The organism is Nocardia sp. NPDC004260, assembly GCF_053603155.1.
This window is the reverse complement of the sequence record NZ_JBSGEZ010000068.1, coordinates 1-21,224: the sequence shown is the minus strand read 5'-3', so window position 1 is coordinate 21,224 and position 21,224 is coordinate 1. Positions and strand designations below refer to the sequence as shown.

The 21,224-nt window shown below is 68.0% G+C and carries 15 protein-coding genes; all 15 read left to right on the top strand.

The features are described 5' to 3' along the window. Positions 1–37 precede the first annotated feature (37 nt). A complete protein-coding gene (eccB, locus tag ACWEO7_RS30185) occupies positions 38–1,594 on the top strand; it encodes a type VII secretion protein EccB (protein ID WP_452428219.1) in 1,557 nt (518 codons plus the stop codon). Beyond that, positions 1,591–5,595 (top strand): type VII secretion protein EccCa, encoded by a 4,005-nt coding sequence (gene eccCa, locus ACWEO7_RS30180; protein WP_452428217.1) that lies wholly within the window; start codon positions 1,591–1,593, stop codon positions 5,593–5,595. The genes eccB and eccCa overlap by 4 nt, the downstream gene beginning before the upstream one ends. A gap of 513 nt (positions 5,596–6,108) precedes the next feature. Next, positions 6,109–6,423: a WXG100 family type VII secretion target gene (locus tag ACWEO7_RS30175; protein WP_452428216.1), complete on the top strand. Its 315-nt coding sequence runs from the start codon at positions 6,109–6,111 to the stop codon at positions 6,421–6,423. A 42-nt stretch (positions 6,424–6,465) separates the two neighbouring features. Next, positions 6,466–6,771 (top strand): hypothetical protein, encoded by a 306-nt coding sequence (locus ACWEO7_RS30170; RefSeq protein WP_452428214.1) that lies wholly within the window; start codon positions 6,466–6,468, stop codon positions 6,769–6,771. 394 nt (positions 6,772–7,165) lie between these two features. Next, a complete protein-coding gene (locus tag ACWEO7_RS30165; RefSeq protein ID WP_452428212.1) occupies positions 7,166–7,483 on the top strand; it encodes a hypothetical protein in 318 nt (105 codons plus the stop codon). A 29-nt stretch (positions 7,484–7,512) separates the two neighbouring features. Continuing rightward, positions 7,513–8,880 carry a PPE domain-containing protein gene (locus ACWEO7_RS30160; protein ID WP_452428210.1) on the top strand — a complete coding sequence of 456 codons (1,368 nt, stop codon included), beginning with the start codon at positions 7,513–7,515 and terminating at the stop codon, positions 8,878–8,880. Next, on the top strand, positions 8,870–9,757 hold the full coding sequence (locus ACWEO7_RS30155) for an ESX secretion-associated protein EspG (protein ID WP_452428245.1): 888 nt from the start codon (positions 8,870–8,872) through the stop codon (positions 9,755–9,757). The genes ACWEO7_RS30160 and ACWEO7_RS30155 overlap by 11 nt, the downstream gene beginning before the upstream one ends. Positions 9,758–9,791: 34 nt before the next feature. Further along, entirely contained in the window at positions 9,792–11,357 is a 1,566-nt protein-coding gene (locus ACWEO7_RS30150; RefSeq protein ID WP_452428208.1) for an AAA family ATPase, read from the top strand. Then, the gene (gene eccD / locus ACWEO7_RS30145; protein ID WP_452428206.1) at positions 11,354–12,877 is read left to right on the top strand and encodes a type VII secretion integral membrane protein EccD; all 1,524 of its coding nucleotides are present in this window, start codon (positions 11,354–11,356) and stop codon (positions 12,875–12,877) included. Before ACWEO7_RS30150 ends, eccD begins: the two co-directional genes overlap by 4 nt. After that, positions 12,877–14,235 carry a type VII secretion-associated serine protease mycosin gene (mycP, locus tag ACWEO7_RS30140; protein ID WP_452428205.1) on the top strand — a complete coding sequence of 453 codons (1,359 nt, stop codon included), beginning with the start codon at positions 12,877–12,879 and terminating at the stop codon, positions 14,233–14,235. Before eccD ends, mycP begins: the two co-directional genes overlap by 1 nt. After that, a complete protein-coding gene (eccE, locus tag ACWEO7_RS30135; RefSeq protein ID WP_452428203.1) occupies positions 14,232–15,950 on the top strand; it encodes a type VII secretion protein EccE in 1,719 nt (572 codons plus the stop codon). The genes mycP and eccE overlap by 4 nt, the downstream gene beginning before the upstream one ends. Before the next feature lie 16 nt (positions 15,951–15,966). Continuing rightward, positions 15,967–16,320: a helix-turn-helix domain-containing protein gene (locus tag ACWEO7_RS30130; RefSeq protein WP_450018437.1), complete on the top strand. Its 354-nt coding sequence runs from the start codon at positions 15,967–15,969 to the stop codon at positions 16,318–16,320. Between the two features lie 77 nt (positions 16,321–16,397). After that, positions 16,398–17,450 carry a discoidin domain-containing protein gene (locus tag ACWEO7_RS30125; protein ID WP_452428201.1) on the top strand — a complete coding sequence of 351 codons (1,053 nt, stop codon included), beginning with the start codon at positions 16,398–16,400 and terminating at the stop codon, positions 17,448–17,450. Between the two features lies 1 nt (position 17,451). Then, positions 17,452–18,144, top strand: a complete 693-nt coding sequence (locus ACWEO7_RS30120; RefSeq protein ID WP_452428199.1) for a hypothetical protein — start codon at positions 17,452–17,454, stop codon at positions 18,142–18,144. Between the two features lie 171 nt (positions 18,145–18,315). Further along, positions 18,316–21,224: NAD-glutamate dehydrogenase domain-containing protein (locus tag ACWEO7_RS30115; protein ID WP_452428197.1), on the top strand; the 2,909-nt coding region annotated here is incomplete at its 3' end.

Below are 21,224 nucleotides of genomic sequence, written 5' to 3'. Positions count from 1 at the left end.
TACGGTTTGGTGAGGGCGGCGGAAGGAACGATAACCGGTGGCGCGCTTCCGGGTTGTGACCAAACACCAGATTTCCGGCTGGCGTTTCCTGCTGCGCCGGATCGAGCACGCGCTGGTCCGGCGCGACGCGTCGATGATCGATGACCCGCAGCGCGGCCGCTCGACCGCGCTGACCATCGGCATCGCGCTCGCGTGCGTGCTCATCGCAGGCAGCGCCGTGCTGGCGTTCTTCAAGCCCGCCAAAAAGGTGGGGGACTCCAAGATCGTCGCCGAGAAGGACACCGGGGCGCTGTTCGTACGCGTCAACAACCGGCTGTTCCCGGCGCTCAATCTCACCTCGGCCCGGCTGATCGTCGGCTCTCCCGACAATCCGGTGCAGGTATCCCGGGACGAGTTGTCGAAATATCCGCGTGGGCCTTGGGTCGGCATTCCCGGTGCGCCCGGCAGCATCGTCGACAGCAACGAGAAGGATTCCTCGTGGACGGTATGCGATACGGCGCGCACCGGTGCGGCCGCGCCGGTGAACCCGGCGACCGGCCTGCCGACCGTGAGTCGCTCCGCGCTGCGGACGACGGCGATCGGCGGCCCGCTCACCATCGACGGCGACGCCAACCGCCCGCTCGGTGACGGCGAGGCACGCCTGCTGCGCGACGACACCACGACCTGGCTGGTATACGCGGATGCCGAGAAAGGCGTGGTGCGCGCCGCGATCGACCTCGCGAACACCGCGGTAGCCATGGCGCTCGGCATCGATTCGACCGCTCCGGTGATGGCGGCCTCCAAGGGCTTGGTCAACGCGATTCCCGAAGCACCGCCGCTCCGGGTCCCCGACGTGCCGGGCAAGGGCGAGACCATCACGCTCAACAACGGATTCACGACGCCGGTCGGGTCGGTACTCACCGTGTCGACGCCGGATCAAGGCGTCTCGTACTACCTCGTCTCCCAGTCCGGGCTGGTGCGAGTCAGCTCGGTGCTGGCGGCGATGGTCCGCAATGCGGACGCCCAAGGCTCGGTGACCACTCGCACCGTGGGACCCAACGTGATCGCGGCGAATCTGCGCCCTGGACAGTGGCCGGGCACCGCGACCTACCCGGCCCGGCCTATTCGCCTGGTCGACCCGGAACAGTCCGGCGTCACGTGCCTGCACTGGTCGCGCTCCGGGAGCGATCCGAACGCGACCACCGAACTACTGGTGGGCAGGCAGTTGCCGCTCACGCGGGACGAGCAGGGCCGCGCGGTCGACCTGGTGACCTCCTCCGCTTCGCGCGGCACCACCGCGGACGCGGCGTACCTGCCGAGGGACACCGGGCGATTCGTGCAGGTGACCGGTACCGAGCCGGGATCGCCGCTGCGTGAATCGCTCTACTGGGTCTCCGACAGCGGGGTGCGCTACGGCATCATCACCGAACCGAACAGCGCCGGCGGCACCGACCCCACCTTGCTCGCGCTCGCGCTGCGGGCGCCGGTCCCCGCGCCGTGGAGCATCATCTCGCTGTTCGCGGTCGGTCCCGCTCTGTCCCAGAAGGAAGCTCGCATCCAACACGACGGAATTCCGAACAACAAGGTCGTCGCCGGGCTCGGAGGTACGCAGTGACCACGACTCGCCGGTTCGTACGACCCGCCCGGATGGTGCGCGGTCCCAAGGCCCCCGCCGTGACCGAGTTGCGGCTGCAACCGCCGACCGAGCTGCCCAAGCCGGTTCCGCCGTCGCGAGTGCGGATGATCATGCCCGTGGTCATGGTGGCGGCCATGTGCGGGATGATGGTCATGATGTTCCGCGGGGGCGGAACCATGAACCCGATGATGCTGATGTTCCCGGCCATGATGCTGGTGTCGATGTTCGGCATGATGGGCGGCGCGCTCGGGGGCAACTCCGGCGGCGCGGCGAGCCTGAACGAGGAACGCAAAGACTACCTGCGCAGCATCACCGACAACCGCAAGACGGTGCACGCGGCGGAAGCCGAACTCCATGCCTTCCTGCGCTACACCCATCCCGGTCCCGATGAGATCGCCCGGTTGATCGGGGGCAAGCGGATGTGGGAGGTGCAGGTCGCCAGTCCGCAGTTCCTGCGCGTACGGGTGGGCCGTGGACGCATCGCCAACCAAGTGCGCGTGATCGTTCCGGAAGCCGCGCCCACGTCCGATCTGGACCCGGTCGGCGTCGTCGAGCTGACTCGGTTCGCCAAGGCCTATTCCACGGTCGGCGGCATGCCGGTCGCGATCAATCTGCTGTCGGCGCCGCAAGTCGGTATCGACGGTGAACCGGGGCTCGTGGCCGGGTTGGTCCGCGCGATGATCGCCGAGGTGGCGGTGCTGCACGGACCGGACCAGGTGGCGGTCGCCGCGGTGCTGTCCGATCCGGACGCGCCGGAGTGGTCCTGGCTGAAATGGCTGCCGCATACTCAGCACCCGAGCGACAACGACGCGATCGGCTCCAGCCGGATGGTCTACCACACCGTCGCCGAGTTGCGCACCAAGGTGCTCGCCGGGCTCAATCGCGGTCCGTTCTCCGCCAATTCGCAGCCCACCCTCGACCGCACGCACTACCTGCTGATCGTCGACGTGGCCGGGCCGGCGAGCGACCGTGACATCTCCGGCATCGATGGTTGCACGTGGCTGCGGCTGGGGCCCGCGGAGCAGAATCTGCCGCGGGCGCTGCGTTTCTCCGTGTCCGCGGATGGATCGCTGAACGAGGTGACCGTTCGCGGGCTGCGTCGGGTCGGCGTGGCGGACTCACTGTCCACGGCGGCCATTACGGCGATGGCGCGCAGTCTCTCGCCGTACCGGTTGTCCACAGTGGTCGAAGCGGTGGCCGCCGAACAGGCCAGCGGTGGCACGTCGTGGGAGGAGATGGTCGGCATCGCCGACCCCGGTGCCATCCGCGTCGAGCAGGCGTGGGTCCGGCGACGCGACGAGGATCGGGCCCGCTTGAACATCCCGTTCGGACATGATCCGGCCGGCAGCCTCGTCTATCTCGACATCAAGGAATCGGCCGAAGAAGGCATGGGCCCGCACGGCATGTGCATCGGCGCGACCGGATCGGGTAAATCGGAATTCCTGCGCACCCTGGTGCTTTCGGCGGTGGCCACCCATTCGCCGGATGTGCTGAACCTGTTGCTCGTCGACTTCAAAGGCGGCGCGACCTTCCTCGGCTTCGACCGGCTGTCGCACGTGACGGCCGTGGTGACGAACATGGAGGAAGAAGCCGACCTCGTCACCCGTATGGAAGACGTCATCAACGGTGAAATGGCGCGACGGCAGAGGATTCTGCGTGACGCGGGCAATTTCGCCAGCGTCGCCGACTACGAGCGCGCCAGGGAGCAGGGCGCGGACCTGCGACCGCTACCAACGCTGCTGATCATTCTCGACGAGTTCGCCGAACTGCTCGAGCAGTACCCGAACTTCTCCAAACTCTTCGTGGCCATCGGCCGATTGGGCCGATCGCTGCGCATCCACCTGCTGCTCGCTTCGCAGAAGGTGCCCGCGAACCGGATGGGCGAGCTGGAAGCACACCTTTCCTACCGAGTCGCGCTGCGCACCAACCAGACCAGTGATTCGCGCGACGCGATCGGCACCGCGGACGCCTACCACCTGCCGAAGAAGCCGGGCTCCGGCTATCTCCGGGTCGGTTCCGGTGATCTCCAGCGATTCCAGGCGGCGTACGTGGGCGCGAAGTACGCGCCTCCGGCGCGGGCGTCCGCGGCCTCCGCGCAGCGTGCGCGCAGGCCCGGAGGCGGATACCGGCCGCCGCAGCGCTTCACCTCCGGCCACATCGTCGACAACCGTCCCGCCGTGATCGAGCCGGTGGCGGTCCAGGAGACGCCGGAGTCCGCCGACGGCGAGTCGATCACGGTGATGGAAGCGGTATTGCAGCAGCTGGCCCGGCACGGCCAGCCGGCGCACAAGATGTGGCTCCCGCCACTCGTCACACCGCCCACGCTGGAGCGGATGATCCGCGCGGTGCCGCAGGGAGCGTTGCAGATGCCGGTGGCGCTGGTGGACAAGCCACGGCAGCAGCGTCAGGACGTCTGGTCGGTCGACATGTCCGGCGCGGGCGGGCACATGGCCATCGTCGGCGGTACGCAGTCCGGCAAATCGACCGCGCTGCAGACGTTCATCCTGTCCGCGGCGCTGACCCACACCCCGGAACAGGTGCAGTTCTACTGCCTGGACTTCTCCGGCGGCGGCTTGGCGGCGCTGACGAACCTTCCGCACGTGGGATCGGTCGCCGCGGCTCGGGACGGCGACCGCATCCGGCGCACGATTGCGTTGGTCACGAACCTGCTCGAGAGCAGGCAGTCGATGTTCACCGAGTTCGGCATCGATTCGATCCGGAAGTTCCGCACGCTGCGCGACGGTGGGGGTGTGCCGCCGTGGCACGACCGTGATCCCTATGGTGACGTCTTCCTGGTCATCGATGGATGGGATGTCGGGTTCGGCACGAACGGCCCGTACTACGACGAATACACCCCGGTTATGGAGTCCCTGGCGCTTCAGGGCTTGAACTATGGCATCCACCTGGTGGTCAGTAGTTCGCGCTGGATCGCTATTCGTCCCGCGATCAAGGACTTGATGCAGACGCGCGTCGAGATGCGGCTGGGTGACCTGGCCGATACCACCTTCAATGTCCATCGCGCCGTAGTCGCGGCGATCCCCGCCAACCGACCGGGTCGCTGCATCTCGACCGATGGCCTGCACATGCACACGGCGTTGCCTCGCATCGATGGTGTGAGTGATCCGAATTCGGCCGCTGAAGGCCTTGCCGCCGCGGCCGCCGAGATCACACAGCGCTATCCGGGAAGGCATGCGCCGCAGGTGAAATTGCTACCGCCGCAGGTGAGCATCGATGAGGTGCGTGCCGGATGGCCGGTGCCGCAAACGCTCGCGCAGCGTCTTATCGTGCCGTTCGGCGTCCGGGAATCCGATCTCAGCCCGGCGACGATCGATTTCAGTGTGTCGACCCATTTCATCGTGCTCGGCTCGACCGGATCGGGGAAGTCCACCACTCTGGCCGCGCTGCTGGAATCCATTCGCCGCCAGTACGACCCGTCGCAGGCGCGTGTACTGCTGATCGACTACCGGCGCAGGCATTTGGAGACGGTGCCGCAGGAGATGCTCATCGGGCACGTGACCAGCGAGCGGGATGTGCGCGAGGCACTGCCCCCGCTGGTGGAGAAGATGCGCTCGCGCCGCCCACCGGACAATGTGACAACCCGGCAGCTCGCGGAGCGGTCCTGGTGGTCCGGGCCCGAGGTATTCGTCGTGATCGACGATTATCACATGGTGGTGCAGCGTGGCGGGATGAATCCGCTGGAACCGTTGAAGGACATCATCGTCGACGGTCGCGACACCGGCTTGCACGTCGTCGCGGCGCGCAACATCGCGCAAGCGGACACGGCGTTGTACGACAACGTGATCGGCCAGATGAAAAACCTCAATTCCTCGGGTCTGATCATGGACGGTTCGAAGCTCGACGGCATCCTGATCGGCGATGTGCGACCCACCAAGCAGCCGCCGGGCCGTGGAATCTTTGTGGAGCCCATGTCTTCTCGCCGAGATCTCGTCCAGGTGGCGTGGGTGCCCCAGCAGATGTGACTTCGGCGCCCATCCCAAGGTTGGGAATAAATTACCGTTTCCTTAGCAGCCGCTCGATCCGAGCTGGTAGTCACGCTCGATTGGAGTCTCACCATGGCGCTCCCGGATCTCGGCATCGCGCCGCCAGACCTGTGGGAGGCCGCGACCGAGCTCAAGCGGATGCTCGGCCACGCCGCCGGTGCCGGGATGTCGGCGAACCTGTCGCCGGGTCTGGCAACCGCGTGCCGGACGCCGCCGAACCACAGTGCAAGGCACCGCAGGCGGACACACGGGCCGACCGTGAGGTGTCATCACGCCGCAGACGGAACGCCACGGGAAGTCCGCTACGGGGCGGCGGTATTCGTTCCCCGAGAAACTCAGGAGGTGCCGATACTGGAGAACCCCCTGCAATCGGTGTGGTCGGGTACGTCGATGGCCCGAGTCGAGGCATCGTCGATCCCGGCGCACACGTCGTCAACGTCCTCGGCGAATCCGTCCGAGGCAAGGTAAACGCCTTACAGGATAGGAACAGATATGCCCATCGGCTACACCGGCGACCCGTCCGATATCAACGCCGCCGCCAAAAAGTTCTTCATGCACGCCGACACCTTCAAGAACCATCTGGGTATTCTCGAAGGTGTCAAGATGGAATATGCGCCCGCCGTCCAAGGTGCGACCGGAAACGCCATCCAGCAGGCGATGCAGGGAGCTCTCGACAAGGGCGGAAAGCTGCACGCGACCTTCATGGAAATCGTCGACGCGCTGAATTCCTCTGGCGCGAGCTTCGACAACCAGGACCAAGAAAACGCATCGAAGGTCCAATCGCAAATGTACAACCTCAATTTCTGAGCCGATTGGCCACCAGAAAACCATCAAGAAAGGTTTCGGAAAATGGCTTTGAAGAACGACTACAATGCCGTCGAGGGCCTGGTCGTCCGTACTGACAAGGTGCTCAGCGACATGACCGTGGACAAGGAAGAGCGGAACAGGCTGGCCCAGCTGCTGAAGCAGTACTTCCAGGGTGACGCCGGTTCCGAGAACGGTAACCTGCAGGATCGCATCGACAAGCAGATCACCGAGTACAACGAGGCGCTCATGGCGCTGAAGGCGGCCACCAAGGGCGTGTCGGGCATCGACGGCCAGTTCCGCGTGGTGGACCAGGGCCAGGCCATGCGGTTCTCGCAGATCGGGCTCTGACGACACCGGTTCGGATCGTGATCCCGGTTCGGGCGGATCGTCCTGTGGGGCACGAGCCGACCCGGTGAGGCTCGATCGAACTCGGTCGCGACACCCGCGTAGGGCCGGTGCCGCGGTCGATCGGAAATCCGATGCAAATCGCCCTCGGCGAGTCTGTTCGCGGACATCGTCGAGGGCGATCGCATGTCCTGGATGCCGGTCGGCGGTGTGGGGCGGATGACTCGTGTCACGTGACGCGTCTGCTCGTGTTCCAAGGGGGTCGTCTGTAGGCGGCGAAGAGGTGGCAGCCGGGGGCGAATGCGAGGTCCGCGCCGCATCCCCACCCCTGGGAATAGCTTAACGTTCTGATTGCACCGCTCGATGCGAGCACGGCGCCCTTCGTTAGGAGCTTTCCATGTACTTCAGTCTCACTCCAGGGCAACTCCCCGCTATCGGAGCGCAAGAGAGCATCCGCACGGCCGGTCTGGTCGCGACGATAAGTACGGCCGCGGCAGGAAGCGTGCCGCCACCGCCCGGCTGCGACTCCGTGAGTGAAAAGATCACCGAGGGTTTGTTCTGCTTCGCAACCGACCTCTTCGCTAAGACGGTACAGGGAGTGAATCACCGCATCGTCGCCGAGCCGCACTTGCCCGATGTGGACGCCTGCTATTGCGCGGCGGACGCCGCTGGTGACAGTCAGATCAGCGCGAGACGCGTGGCGTTCGGCGAGTAACCCGAGTCCTTTCGAGCGAGGCTGATGCCATGCCGTTCATGTCGTTCGATTACTTCGCGTTGCCACCCGAAGTGAATATCCATCGGTTGCTGTCCGGCCCCGGCGTGGCCGCGCTCACTACTGCCGCGGCCGCCTATGCGGACTTGGCTGCCGGGTTAGCGGCCGCCGCCAGCGGTACGGACGGCTCGACGGTCATGATTGGCGGGGCATGGCAAGGGCCCTCGTCCGATCGAGCCCAAGCAGCGTTTCGTCAACACGCCGGTTGGCTGCACCGGCAGTCCGTGGTCGCGATGGATGCCGCGAAGTCCGCGGCCGAGCTCGGGACGATCTTCGGCGAGGCGGAGGGAGCCATGCTGGGTGTCGAAGCGTGGTTGGCGGAATGGTATGCGAAGCAAGCCGCTCTCGCCGCTGCGAGTACGACACAGCTGGCTCCGTTGACGCTCGGGGCGATGGCGGCGAGTGAGCTGGAGTATCTGGCGATCTGGGGGGCTGCGGCCGGGGTGATGGCAGGCTACGACGGCGCGGCGTCCGCCGTGCTGGCCGGGTTGCCGACGCCGGAGGTTCCCCTGCCGATCGTCAACGGTGGTCCGGGGCTGGAGTCGGCGCCCAATCTGTTGGCTTCTCCGGACATCACCAACCCTCTGGCCACCGACACCGGGCACACGAACCAGGACGTGGTGAATCACCAGACCGGTGACACCGGACGCGATCCGGTCAAATCCAATCCCGATCCCACCGACACCAGCCAGCCGAGCGACACCACACAACCTGCCGACACGACCCAGCCGACCGACACCACGCAACCAGTGGATACCACCCAACCGACCGACCAGCTGCCCGACATGGACAATCCGTCGCTGTCGGATTCACTGGCCAACTCGGGGATGGACGGCTCGGGTTCGTTCGACCAGCAAGGTCTGCTCGGAGCCTCGCAGAACTCCACCACGCTGGCCGGGCTGTACGGCGGAGCCGGCAGCATGGCGGCGCTGAACATGGCCCGCGGCGGACTGAGCGCTATGCCCGGTGCGGCAAGCGGTTTCCGGATGCCGTCCAACTGGTCCCTCGGTCGCGGCACCGCGTTCGGGGCTTCGCCGAATCCGACCGGCGGCGGGCTGGCCTCGCGTCCGACCGCGCCGCGCGGAGCGACAGCGCCGAAGGCACAGATGCGGCGGCGCAGGCGCGACGAGGACCGCAAGAAGTCGAAGGTGTTCGTGCCCGGAGAACCGCAGGAAGTCCCGGTTCTCGAAGAGCCCCCGATCATCGGCGTCATAGCATACGGCGACGCCGACCGGCGAGACGAACCCGACGAGCCGGACAACGAGCAGTTGCTGCTGGTCGGGGTGATCGGAAACACCGCGGACGAGCCAGCGACGGCCGACCAGGAACCTGCACGGTGAGCCACACCGTGGCCGAGTTCCAGTTCATGGAAGGGAGGCCTTTCCCCTGGAAGCAGATCCGGTAGCGATCGATCTGAATGTCGATGCCGCCCTCTTCCTCAAAGAATTGGTCGGCATCGATTCGTATCCGCCTGTGCTCGCGCTGCTACCGAACGTCTATCGACTCGAGGATCGGGAACGAGTGCACGCTGTTGTAGCGGAGCAACTCACCGACGCGGGCATCATCGACGGTGACCGTGTGCACCCGGTGGTCGAACACTGGCTGCGGTGCCTGGACCGGCCCGACGTGGAACTGGCAGCCAGGATCATGGCCACCGAACTGGACGGGGAACCGCGGGCGATGCTGCGGTTTTCGCTGGTACGCAGTGGTGACACCCACGTGCTCGCCCTGCGCTGCGACGACGACGTGGTGATCCAGACGATGTTCCAGGAAGGACGGAATCTGGACAACCTGACGGCCGCGCTGGCCGCCGCGCTCGGTCCCGCGGAGGCACTGAGGTTCACACCCATGACCACCACGGTCGAGCAACTCGCTGAGGTACCGGCCGAGCCGGCCGAGCGACGACAGGCGTTGATGGAGTTGGGTGCTCAGCCGCACACAGCCGCGGTGCTGAGCCGAGCGCTCGAGGAGGTGGCGCGCCGGGCTGAGATCCTGGCTGTCGAACACCGGGACGGCAGCCAGGTACGGCCCGAGGTGTCGGTGAGTGTGCTCGACACGCTCTCCGGGCGGCTCATCGTCACCCCGAGCAGGGCGATGGATGGAGAGATATGGTCCACGTTCACCCCTGGGGACGACGCGGCTCTGCGGGCGGGCATCGGGGCGCTTATCGACCTGCTGCCCGGGCGAAGCTGGTTCGACGCCAGCAGAATGAACTGAACGTCGAACCGTGTTTGTCGAGAGGACGACGGAAATGAACCGAGCACCGAGCATCAACGGTCATTCGGCCGAGTCCGCGCGCGCTCGCGGTGGTTACGACGCGTACTTCGCACCGACGAACGAGTTGACCGACGCGGCCGTCGCATCTGGCCCCGCACCCGAGGCGCGCCAGGACGCCGAGAAATCCACGCCCGTCGACCCAGTGATCGGCACGCCGCGCGAGCCGCAGGCGTCGACCGGGGACCCCGGAGCCCGCCCCACGCAGGCAGGCGTGACACCGCCTCCCGTCGCGAGCGCGCCGCCGCCACGGCAGGCGAATGTGCCGCCGGCGCAGCCGAATACACCCCCCGCGCAGGCGAACGTGCCGCCACCGCAGGCGAGCACGCCTCCGCCGAATCATTCCGCCGCGCCGCCCCCTGCCGCGCAGCAGACGGCGCAACAGCATTCGGCGCAACAGCGGTCCGCCGAGCAGTACCGGGTCGAGTACTCCGCCGCTACGCCGTCCCAGGCGATCGCGCGCACCGAAGCGGCATCCGCCGACCAGGAGTGGTCGGCGGGCTCGGCGACCCCCTGGGTCCCCGAGCGCGTCGACCACTCCGCCTACGAGCCGACGCCGCGGATCGAGGTGCTGCCCGCCGCGCTCAGTTCGATCGAACTGCTCGCCGACATCTCCGCCGCGAAGCGGGCGCAACTGCGCTCCAGCTCCGGTATGCGCGGCGCCCTCAACAAAGTCGGCTTCAACCTCGGCCTTTCGCCCGCGGAGCAGCGCGCCGAGGACCGCAAGTCGCGAATCCGGCGCCAGCTCACCACGACCTATCAGATCGCGGTGATCAGCGTGAAGGGCGGCGTCGGCCGCACCACCACCGCGGCGACGCTCGGCTCGACCTTCGCGGGCCTGCGCCCGGACCGGGTGGTCGCGATCGACGCGAACCCGGACTTCGGCGACCTCTCCACCCGTACCTGCAGGCACCCGTACGGCCTGACGCTGCGCGATCTGGCGCAATCCCAGAACCTCGACGCGTTCTCCGCGGTGCAGTCGTTCACCTCGATCAATTCCTCCGACCTCGCGGTGATCGCCTCCCCATGGTCCACCGAGGCCACCGAGGCGTTGTCCGGCCGCGAGTACAGCACCGCCGTGGAAGTGCTGCGCAAGCACTTCAATCTGCTGGTGGTCGACTGCGGGACCGGTGTGCTGGATTCGGTCACGTCGACGGTGTTGCAGACCAGCGACGCCGTCGTGGTCGTCACTCCGGCTACCGTCGGCGGCGTGACCGGCGCGGTGGCCACCCTGAACTGGCTGAGTTCTCATGGCCTGCAACATTTGATCGCGAAGTCGATCGTCGGCATCGTGCACCACCAGCCGCTGAAGCCGACCGTCGACGTGGACGCGATCGAGAAGTTGTTCGAGACCGCGCAGCGCCCCACCTGTGTGCTGCCCTACGACGCGCACTTGGCCGAGGGCGGCGAGATCGACCTGCGGCTGTTGGAGAAGGAGACCGTGCTCGCGTTCGAAGAGCTGGCCGCCTGGCTGGCCGATGGATTCCCTGGGTACCTCTCCAGCGGCGCCGACAACTCCGGTGACCGCGGAGGGTGGCGATGAGTACTGCCGTCGCGCCCGCGCCTGCCGGGACGCAGCCGTCGGCGGAGGTCGCACGGGCTCGGATCGCCGTGATGATTTCCACGTATCAGGTCGATGTGGTGGTGCCGACCAAGTTCACCATCGAGACGTTCATCGATGACCTGCTGGTCGTGCTGGCCTCGGCGATCGACGACGAGAGCGTCGATTTCACTCCGCCTCGAGGGCAGTGGAGCCTGGCCCGCCCGGGCGAGCCGCCGATTCCGCGCTGGCGCAGCCTCGCCGACCACGACGTCACCGACGGCACGGTGCTGATGCTGGCGGTGGTCGAGTCGGCGGAGGTGTTCACGCCGGTGGTGGAGGACATCACCGACGCCCTCGCTCTGATCAACGAGCGCGAGTTCGCCGAATTCGACGCGAACACCGCCGCGATCGTCGGTCTGGCCGTGCTCGGGATCGGGGCCTCGGCGGTGGCCGCCATGCTGGCCTGGTCGTGGACCATGACCGGGTCGACCCTGTGGTGCGGCCTGCCCGCCCTGCTGCTCGGTGGGCTGTGCTGGGCGGGCGCCGCGCTGTCGCGCAGGCGCAACGCTCCGGCGATGATCACCCTCGGCGCGACGCTGGCGGCGACGCCGCTGCTGTTCGCCGGAGGGGCGATGCTGGTGCCGCCCGCCTACGACCAGCCGGGGCCGTTCGCCGCGGCCAATCTGGCGGCCGGGGCCGTGGTCGCCGCGGTGGCCGCCGCCACCATGATGCGGTTGAGCAGGATGGGCATCGCGACCCTGATGGCGGTCACGGTGCTCGGCGTCGCGCTGACCATCGCGGCCCTGCCGTTGACCTACGTGGATCTGTCCGTCGGGCAGGTCGCGGGCGGCGTGGCGTTCGTCGGGATCGTGCTGCTGACCACGGCGCCGCGCTTGGCCGTGGTCATCGCGCGCATCCGGCCGCCGGATCTGCCCGACCCCGGCAACGAGGTCTCGCCGACGACGCTGACCGACATCTTCGACGCGGAGACGGTGCGCGAAGGGGACGAGCACACCGCGGTCGGCGAACGGCAGCGCACCGCAGAAGAGGCCGGTATCGAGGGCCGCGCCCGACTCGCGGTGACCAGTCTGCGCGGCCTGATCGCCGCGATCTCCACGGTGCTGGCCCTTTCCGCGGTGATCTCGGCCGCGGTCAGCCCCGGTGGCATCCGTGAGATCGTGATGGGGGCAGCGATCGGCGGCCTGCTCGCGATGCGCGCGCGCTGGCACCCCGACCGGGTCCAGGCGATCGCGCTTATCGCCGGGTCCGTGGTCACCGTGTGCGGAGTCGGGTTCATCGAGGTGAGCGCCTACGAGACGCCGGTTGCGCGTCTCATGGTCGGACTCGTGGTGGCGTTGGCGGCGCTGGCGGCGTGTTTCGCCGCGCTCCGGCTGCCGGGCAAGCGGCTGTCCCCGGTCACCAGGCGTGTCATCGATCTGGTGGAGTACGCGCTGATCCTGGTGGTTCCGGTGCTCGCCTTCTGGATCATGGGCGTCTACACCGCTATGCGAGGAATCTGATGAAGGTCGGCAGTGCCGTGGTCGCGGTTCTCGCCGGGGTGATGCTGGCGATCACCGCCGCCCCCGCTGTCGCGCTGGAGCCGCCGCAGGTCGTGGTCGGCGCGCCGCCCGCGGACGACCCGCCGGGACCCGAAGAGCCGATGAAGCAGCAGAAGGGCTGCCTGGCCTCGGGCGTGTTGCCCGACAGCGACCTCAGTCGCACCCCACCGGCGGAACTGGCGCTGGATCTGCGCCGCGCCAAGGCGCTGAGCCGGGGCGCGGGAGTAACTGTCGCCGTCATCGATACGGGGGTGCAGCCTCACCCGCGTCTGCCCAACCTGGTCGGTGGTGGCGACTACCTCGCCGCGGGCGGCGACGGACTGTCCGACTGCGATGCGCACGGCACGCTGGTCGCCGGAATCATCGGCGCCACAGCGGATCCCACGGACGGATTCTCCGGTGTGGCGCCGGACGCGCGGATCATCTCCATCCGCACCCGTTCCGGCGCGTTCAGCCCCGAGCGCCCGAGCTCCGATCCGAGCCAGCGGATCGCCGTCGAGATCCGGACCCTGGCCAGGGCGATCACTCGCGCCGCTAACCAAGGCGCCGGTGTGATCACCGTGTCGCTGCCGATCTGCATGCCGGTGGACGCGCAGGCGGACCAGTCCATGCTCTCGGCGGCCATCGGCTACGCCGTTCAAGTGCGCGGAGCGCTCATCGTGACCGGCGCGGGCAACGCCGGGGGCGGCGCCAATTGCGCGCAGAACCCGGACATCGATCCGACGCGCCCCGCTGACCCTCGCAACTGGCGCGATGTGAAGACGATCTCCACACCGGGTTGGTTCGGCGCCGACGTGCTCACGGTGGGATTCACCACCGCGACCGGCGCGCCCATGCCGGATTCGCTCATCGGACCGTGGGTTTCGATCGCCGCACCGGGCACCGGCATCGAGTCGCTCGGCCCCAGCGGCGGCGGCCTGATCAATGGCATCGGCGAACCGGACAAGCTGGTGCCGGTCGGCGGCGCGTCGTTCGCCGCGGCTTATGTCAGCGGTGTGGCCGCGCTGTTGCGCTCGCGGTTCCCCAACGAGACTCCGCGCGAAATCGCCTCCCGTCTGCAAGCCAGCGCGCACGCTCCGGCGCGCGGCATCGACAACACGGTGGGCGCTGGGATGATCGACCCGCTGGCCGCCCTCAGCTATCGCACACCGCCCCAGCAACCCGCGGGCCTGTTCCGGTCCTCGGAGCTGCCGATTCCTCCTCCGCCGCGCGCCAAGGATCTGCGTCCCGCCGTCACCGCGACCGTCGTCATCCTCGCTGCCGTGCTGCTCGGGCTGGCGGGAAGCCACCTGAGTTCCGCGATGCGGAGGCGCCGGTGAGTTTTCCGAGCGTACGGGTCGCCGGCGTCGAGCGTGGTCCGTTCGCCGCCTTCGTCGTCGTCGGCAGCCCCCTGTTGGCCGGGCTGTCGGCCAAGACGCCATGGTGGGTGAGCGCGGTGGTGGTCACGGTCCTGGTCACGACGGTGACCGTCCGGGTGAACGGGCGAACCGCAATGCGCTGGCTGCTGGACTGGACGGCCTACCGCACCGGCCGGACCGCGCGAGCGCGCGAACGCACACAGTCGGCGAAGATCCGGGACGTACAGGTCGCCGCGGGCGTGTGCGGCGTCAACGAGGCGGGCGACACGCTGATCGCGATGATCCAGCTCGCGCCCAACCTCGATCTGCCCACTGTGATCGCCGAGCGAACCCTCTACACCGAGGACACCATCCCGGCGGACCTGCTGCTACCGATGCTGGATCAGTTCGGCATCGCGGTCGACATCGACATCGTCACGACCGGTCAGCGGGTCCGCTCCACCGGTAGCTACAGCATGCTCTACGACCAGCTGATCGGCTCCCACCCGGTGGTGGGGGACCGGCTGACCTGGCTCGTGGTCCGGCTCGATCAGGAACGCAACCTGGCGGCGCTGAGCAAGCGCGGGCCGTGCTCGGTGGTCGCCCCCAAAGCGCTGGCCAGCGCCACGCATCGGATCGCGGGGCGGCTGCGCGAGCGTGGCATCGCCGCGCAACCGTTGCCCGCCGCTGCCCTGCGGGACGCGACGCGCCTGCTGCACGCCGGAATCGAACTCTCCGACCTCCAGGAGACCTGGAGCAATCTGCAGACGTCGGTCCCCGGCCGGTGCGTGACCAGCTTCCTGATCGACTGGTCCCGGTTGGGCGGGGTAGGCCTGGACGACTGCTGGACCTGGAACCGCGGCCGCACCACCCTGGTGGTGAGCCTGACCTCCGACACTGAGGGGCCACGCGCCCTGGTCCGGTTCATCGGCCCGGCTGTCACCACCGAACCGCCGGACTACCTGCGGCTACTGGGCGGCGACCAGTCGACGGCCCTGCTGGCATCGTTGCCCACCGGCGACTCGATCCGAGCCTTGCGCGGCTTCGAGTCCGGCGCCGACATCGCGCCGGAGGACATCGCTGCCGAACTGGCCGTCGCGATCGGCCCGAACGGCCAGATCCTCGGCGCGATCAGCGGCCAGCCGCGCCACACCCTGGCGTTGCCGCTGTTCGACCCGGCCCGGTTCAACCCGCGCAGGCGCACCATCGACGTCCATGCCAAGCTGCCCGTCGCCCAGCAGATCATCCTGCGGGCGATGGTGGTCGGCGCGGACGTGGAGATCCATTCGGCGCGGCCGGACAGCTGGCGTCAACTGGTTACCGCGGTCGGCGACCCGCGCTCGATGCGCTTGGCCGACCCGGGCGACGGTCACGGCGCAGCAAACGCGGAGGCGGAGACTCCGGCCACCATCGCGGTCTTCGACCACCTGCCGCCGCGTGCGTCCAGCGCGCACACGACGGTCACCATCAGCGAGCCCGGCGGTCCGCGCAGACGCGCTGTCGATCTCGCGATCAACCAGGTCAGCGCGACCGCGGTGGACGTGAGCATTCCGATGCGCACGGTGCGGGTTGACCTCATCGAGCCGAGAGGCGAAACCCGATATTTCGATACTGTCGACGGCCCGCCCGCGCATCCCGCGGGGGCATCCGGACCCGTGGTTGCACCTCCGCAACCCGGTGGCCGTCGCGTGAGCTGATGGGAGCGGTCGGTTAATGTCTATCACCGTGGTAGCGGACACCCATTCCGATGGCGGCGAACTTTCTCATCAGGACGCCGGGGACGCGCTAACCCCGAGACAGGCCGCTGCGGCGATCTTCTCCAGCCGGTTGTCGGAGCTGATCGCGGAATCCGTCGTCTCAACCGAGGACGGATCGACGCGGTCGCTGACGCTCTACTCGCTGGCGCAGCACCTGGAACTGGCCTACCCGGACGTGCCGGTGTCGCAGTCCGGCCTGTACCGGCTGATCCACGGTGACGCGATCCCGCGCCTGGACTTGGTGATCGCGCTGGCTCGCGTCTTCGACGTGCCGCCGGAGTACTTCGTGACCGAGGAGAAGAAGCGCTGACCCGGCCGGTCGGCTGTTCTCTCCAGCGGGAATAGCGGCCGCCTCGGCGGGCGCCTCGGGCCGGATACGATCCGGACATGCCCGCCGAGGACCCGGGAGATGTGTTTCTCCGTCATCGAGGTGCGGTCCTCGACGCGCTGCTCGCTGATCCTTCGTTCGGGCCCTCCACGACGTCGTCCACGGTCGGCGCGGATTTCGGCGGTGGCGCCGAGTTGGGTGACAGCGCGGCTATCAGCGTCCCGTCGCTCGGGTTGCCCGATCTCGACTCGGAGCCGATTGACGTCGCGCCGCGGCGCCGCGCCGGTGACGGCCCCAAGGCCAGTGAGCGGATTCTCGCGCTGCTGAACGGGCAGGCGCAGGATTCCAGTCCGGCTATGGAGTTCGGGAACGACTTCTCCTCGGTCGCCGCGCGATCCACCGCGCAGGCCGAGGCGGAGCCGGAGCCGGAACGCCCGTCCACGGCCTCGGCCAACCGGCTCGCCCCCGCGCAGCAGGTCGCCAAGGACGCGCTCGTCCAGCTGCGCAAACCCAAAGTCGCGTTGATCGTGGCCGCGGTGCTCGCCGTGCTGCTCTTGCTGTTGTTGATCACCACCGGCGGCGGTGCGAAGAACACGGCGCAGAACCAGGTTCTGGTGGTCACGCCGCCGCCGACCTCCGCAGCGCCCTCGACCTCGCCCGCGCCGCCGTCGAGCTCGATCATCCAGCCGAAGTCCGCGGAGTCGAAGTGCCCGCCCGGCAGCACCTCGGGGATGGACGCGTTCGGCGGGCAGGCAGGCAAGGCGTGGTCGTGCGTGCGGGCCTACAAGGTCGACGGTCAGGTCATCACGATCGATCTGGGCAAGACCTACCAGATCGATTCGATCGGGATCGTGCCCGGCTGGGACCACATCAGCGCGGACGGCACCGATCAATGGGCGAAATACCGCACGGTGAGCCGGGTTTCGTACCAGTTCGACGACGGCACCAAGACCGTCTACACGCAGCCGACGCTCGACCAGCGGACCTTGGTGGTGACCAAGATGGCGCCCGCGGTGAGCGCCTCGAAGATCGTGCTGACCGTGCTCGAGTCCAAGGGCGATGCGTCGATCAATACCACCGCGATCTCCTCCATCGTCATCACGGGGCACTGAGGTGTCCACACTGCCCGAACTCGCCTGCCAGTACTGCGGCCACCGCAACACCGGCGCCGATGCCCGTTGCAGCCATTGCGGAGCGCCGCTGCGCTCGGCCGTGGACACGGTGAAGTCCGTCGCGGAGCACCTGCCCGGTCAGGTCGCCGAAGTCGCCGAGAAGGTCGGCGGCGAAGCGAAAAGGTTTGTGGACAAGGCGTATCCGCGCTGGCAGTGGCAGGCGGTGGGGGTGCTCGCGCTGCTGATGGTCGTGGCCGCCGTCTGGGGTCTATGGTCCTGTTCGCCGTCCCTGCCGTCGATCGCACAGGGGAACGCGCAGGGGAGCGCGCCGGTCCGGGCAATCCCGGATCTGCTCCGCACGGCCGCGAGCTGTCAACCGCTGGATTCCGGTGGGCAGCGGGAGAAGTGCGTCGTCGCCGCCACCGATCCGATGCTGTTCGGCAATATCGCGGGCGGCCGGGATCTGACCTTCTACGCCGAACTGCTACCGCAGGATCGTTTGGCGGACAGCATCTCTCGATGGCGCGGCGCGGGCGGTACGGCCCTCGTGGACGGTCCTGTCTACGCGGCGATCGGCCCCTCGGCAACCGTCTGGTACGCGGATACCCGGACCGGTCTTCGGTTGGAGACGGGCAACTTCGCCGGTCGAACGGGCGCGCAGACCTTCCTGTCGCGTGCGGGACTGCTCCGCTGAGGTAGCAGCGCAGGCCTCCGCCCGGCACGGAAAATACCTGATCCCGGACGCCGCAACCCATGTCGGCGAGAGAAATTTATTGTTACACTGTTGATTGTGCCGTTATCCAGCGGTACGTTATGTGAAGTACGAAACACGTACGAGCGCAGTTCTCGGGAAGGCAACGGATCGATGGTGGCAACCACCCAGCAGACGATTTCACCGAAGCGGTTCCGCGATGATCCGACCGACCTGGAAGCGGCGTACTTCCGGTGGATCCAGCCGGGGTCCTCGACGTCGGCGATCACGGATCGGGCCGAGCGGATCTTCCGTCAGCATCTGGAACTGGCGGCCACGCGCGCGCCCGGTTCGGCGACCACCCACGTCTACCGGCCGGACGACAGCGCCGGGGTCGGCGCCGCGATCCAGATCGTCAACGACGACATGCCGTTGCTGGTCGACTCGGTGACCGCCGCGCTGCGCCGCCTGGGCGCCACGATCACCGAGGTCGTGCATCCGGTGTTCGACGTGTCGCGCGACGCCGACGGCCGAGTGCTTTCCATCGCCCCACGCGACGGCGTGGCCGAACCGGCGGGCGAGACCGACGGGCGGACGCTGCGCGAGTCGTGGATCCACGTGCAACTGGGCGCGGGCCTGTCCGACGAACTGGTGGACCGGATCGAGCAAGCCCTGCCGCCGCTGCTGGCCGACCTGCGCCGCGTTGCCGACGACACGCCGACCATGGTCGAGGTGCTCAATACCGTTGCCGACCAGCTCGATCAGGCGGCGCAGTGGGCAGGCGACGCGGAGATCCCGCAGACCGCGGGCCTGTTGCGCTGGCTCTCGGACGGCCACTTCACCCCGCTCGGCTACGGCTACTACCACTTCCGCCGCTCCGCGCCGACCGCGAACGCCGACTTCGAACCGTGGCAGCTGCCCGGCACCGGGCTCGGCATCCTCGGCAACGGCGCCACCGCGGACATCAGCGTGCCCGTCGTCGGCGCGAAGCGCACGGTCCTGCGGATGGCCAACGGCTCGGTGGACTCGCTGCTGCCCGGTTCCAGGGACCTGTACTTCATCAGCGTGGCCGACTACGGCTCCAGCGACCCGAGCGGCCGCGCGGCCTGGGGCGACACCGTCAAGATGGTCAAGGGCGAACATGTCTTCGTCGGCACCTTCACCGTCGCGGGCCTGCACGAGAACATCCTCGACATCCCCGTCATCTCCCGGCGCGTGCTGCAGGTCATCGAATGGGCGGGCTTCGGTCTCGACTCGTTCTCCGGGCAGGCCATGCTCGAGATGATGCAGTCGTTCCCGCGGGTGGAGCTGTTCTCCACCGACGCGCGCAGGCTGTTCGAAACCGTCTCCGCGGTCATGAATCTCGGTCTGCGGCGGCAGGTACGGTTGTTCATCCGGCGCGATTCGCGCAGTGACACCATCTACTGCCTGGTCTACATGCCGCGCGACCGCTACACCACCGAGGTGCGCGTGCGCATGGGCGAGATCTTGCGCGAGCAGTTCGACGCCGAACAGATCGCGTACTCGGCGCGGGCCACCGAATCGGAGCTGGCCGTCGTCTACTTCACGGTGCACCGCAAGCCGGGCGCCGACGCCGCCGACATCTCCGAGGAGAATCGCGAGCGGATCCAGGAGCTGCTGCTGGCGACGACGTGGACCTGGGGCGACCGGCTGGTCGCCGAGGCCGCGGGCGCGTCCGACGTGCCGCAGGCGCTGGCCACCGACTACGCGGCGGCCTTCCCCACCGGCTACCAGCAGGAGCACGAGCCCGCGCACGCGCTCACCGATCTGCGGCGCCTCGAGCGGCTGTCCGACGGGGAGATCGACACCGACCTCTACCGCCAGGGCGACTCCGCCGCGCCGGAATGGCGTTTCACGCTCTACGTCGCGGGCGAAGGCGTCTCGTTGAGCCGGGTGCTGCCGGTGCTGCACAGCCTCGGTGTGGAGGTGGTCGACGAGCGGCCCTATCGCGTCGTGCTGGCGGACCGGCCGGACCGCTGGATCTACGACTTCGGGCTGCGGGTGAGCGCGGCGCCGCTGCGGGAAGCGCTCGACGCGGAGCCCGCCGCCCAGCTGGCGCATTCCGTCGATGCCGCGTCGCTGCCGGAAACCAGTGCGCGGAGGCGCTTTCCGGACGCCGTGACCGCGATGTGGTTCGGCCGCGCCGAAGTCGACGGCCTCAACGAACTGGTCTTGCGCGCCGGCTTGCACTGGCGTGAGGTGGCCTTGCTGCGTGCCTACGCCAAGTACCTGCAGCAGGCCGGATTCGCCTACACCTTCGGCAACATCACTCGCGTGCTGCTGACCCATCCGGCGACGGCGCGGTCGTGCATCGACCTGTTCGCCGCGTACTTCGACCCGGACGGTGTCGGGACGGAGGCGGACGACCGCGCGGCGGAGATCGCCGCGCGGGTGCAGGCCGAGATCGACGCGGTGGTCAGTCTGGACACCGACCGCATCCTGCGCGCCCTCTTCGGCCTGATCGAGGCGACCCTGCGCACCAACTACTACCGGCGTGACGAGGCCGGAGCCGCGCTGGACTACTTGTCGGTCAAGCTGAATCCGCATGCGATCGCCGAATTGCCCAAGCCGAGGCCGCAGTTCGAGATCTTCGTGTACTCGCCGCAGGTGGAAGGCGTGCACCTGCGCTTCGGCTCGGTCGCTCGTGGTGGTTTGCGGTGGTCGGATCGGTTGGAGGACTTCCGCACCGAGATTCTCGGTCTGGTGAAGGCGCAGGCGGTGAAGAACGCGGTCATCGTGCCGGTCGGCGCCAAGGGCGGTTTCGTGGTCAAGCAACCCCCCGCGGCCACGGGAGATCCCGCCGCCGACCGCCAAGCGTTCGGGGCGGAAGGCGTCGCATGCTACCGCACGTTCATCTCCGGCCTGCTGGACATCACCGACAACGTGGACCGCGCGACGGGCGAAGTCCTTCCGCCAGCACAAGTGGTACGGCGTGATGGTGACGACACCTACCTGGTCGTGGCGGCCGACAAGGGCACCGCGACGTTTTCCGATATCGCCAACGACGTGGCCCAGAGTTATGGCTTTTGGTTGGGTGACGCGTTCGCTTCCGGTGGTTCGGC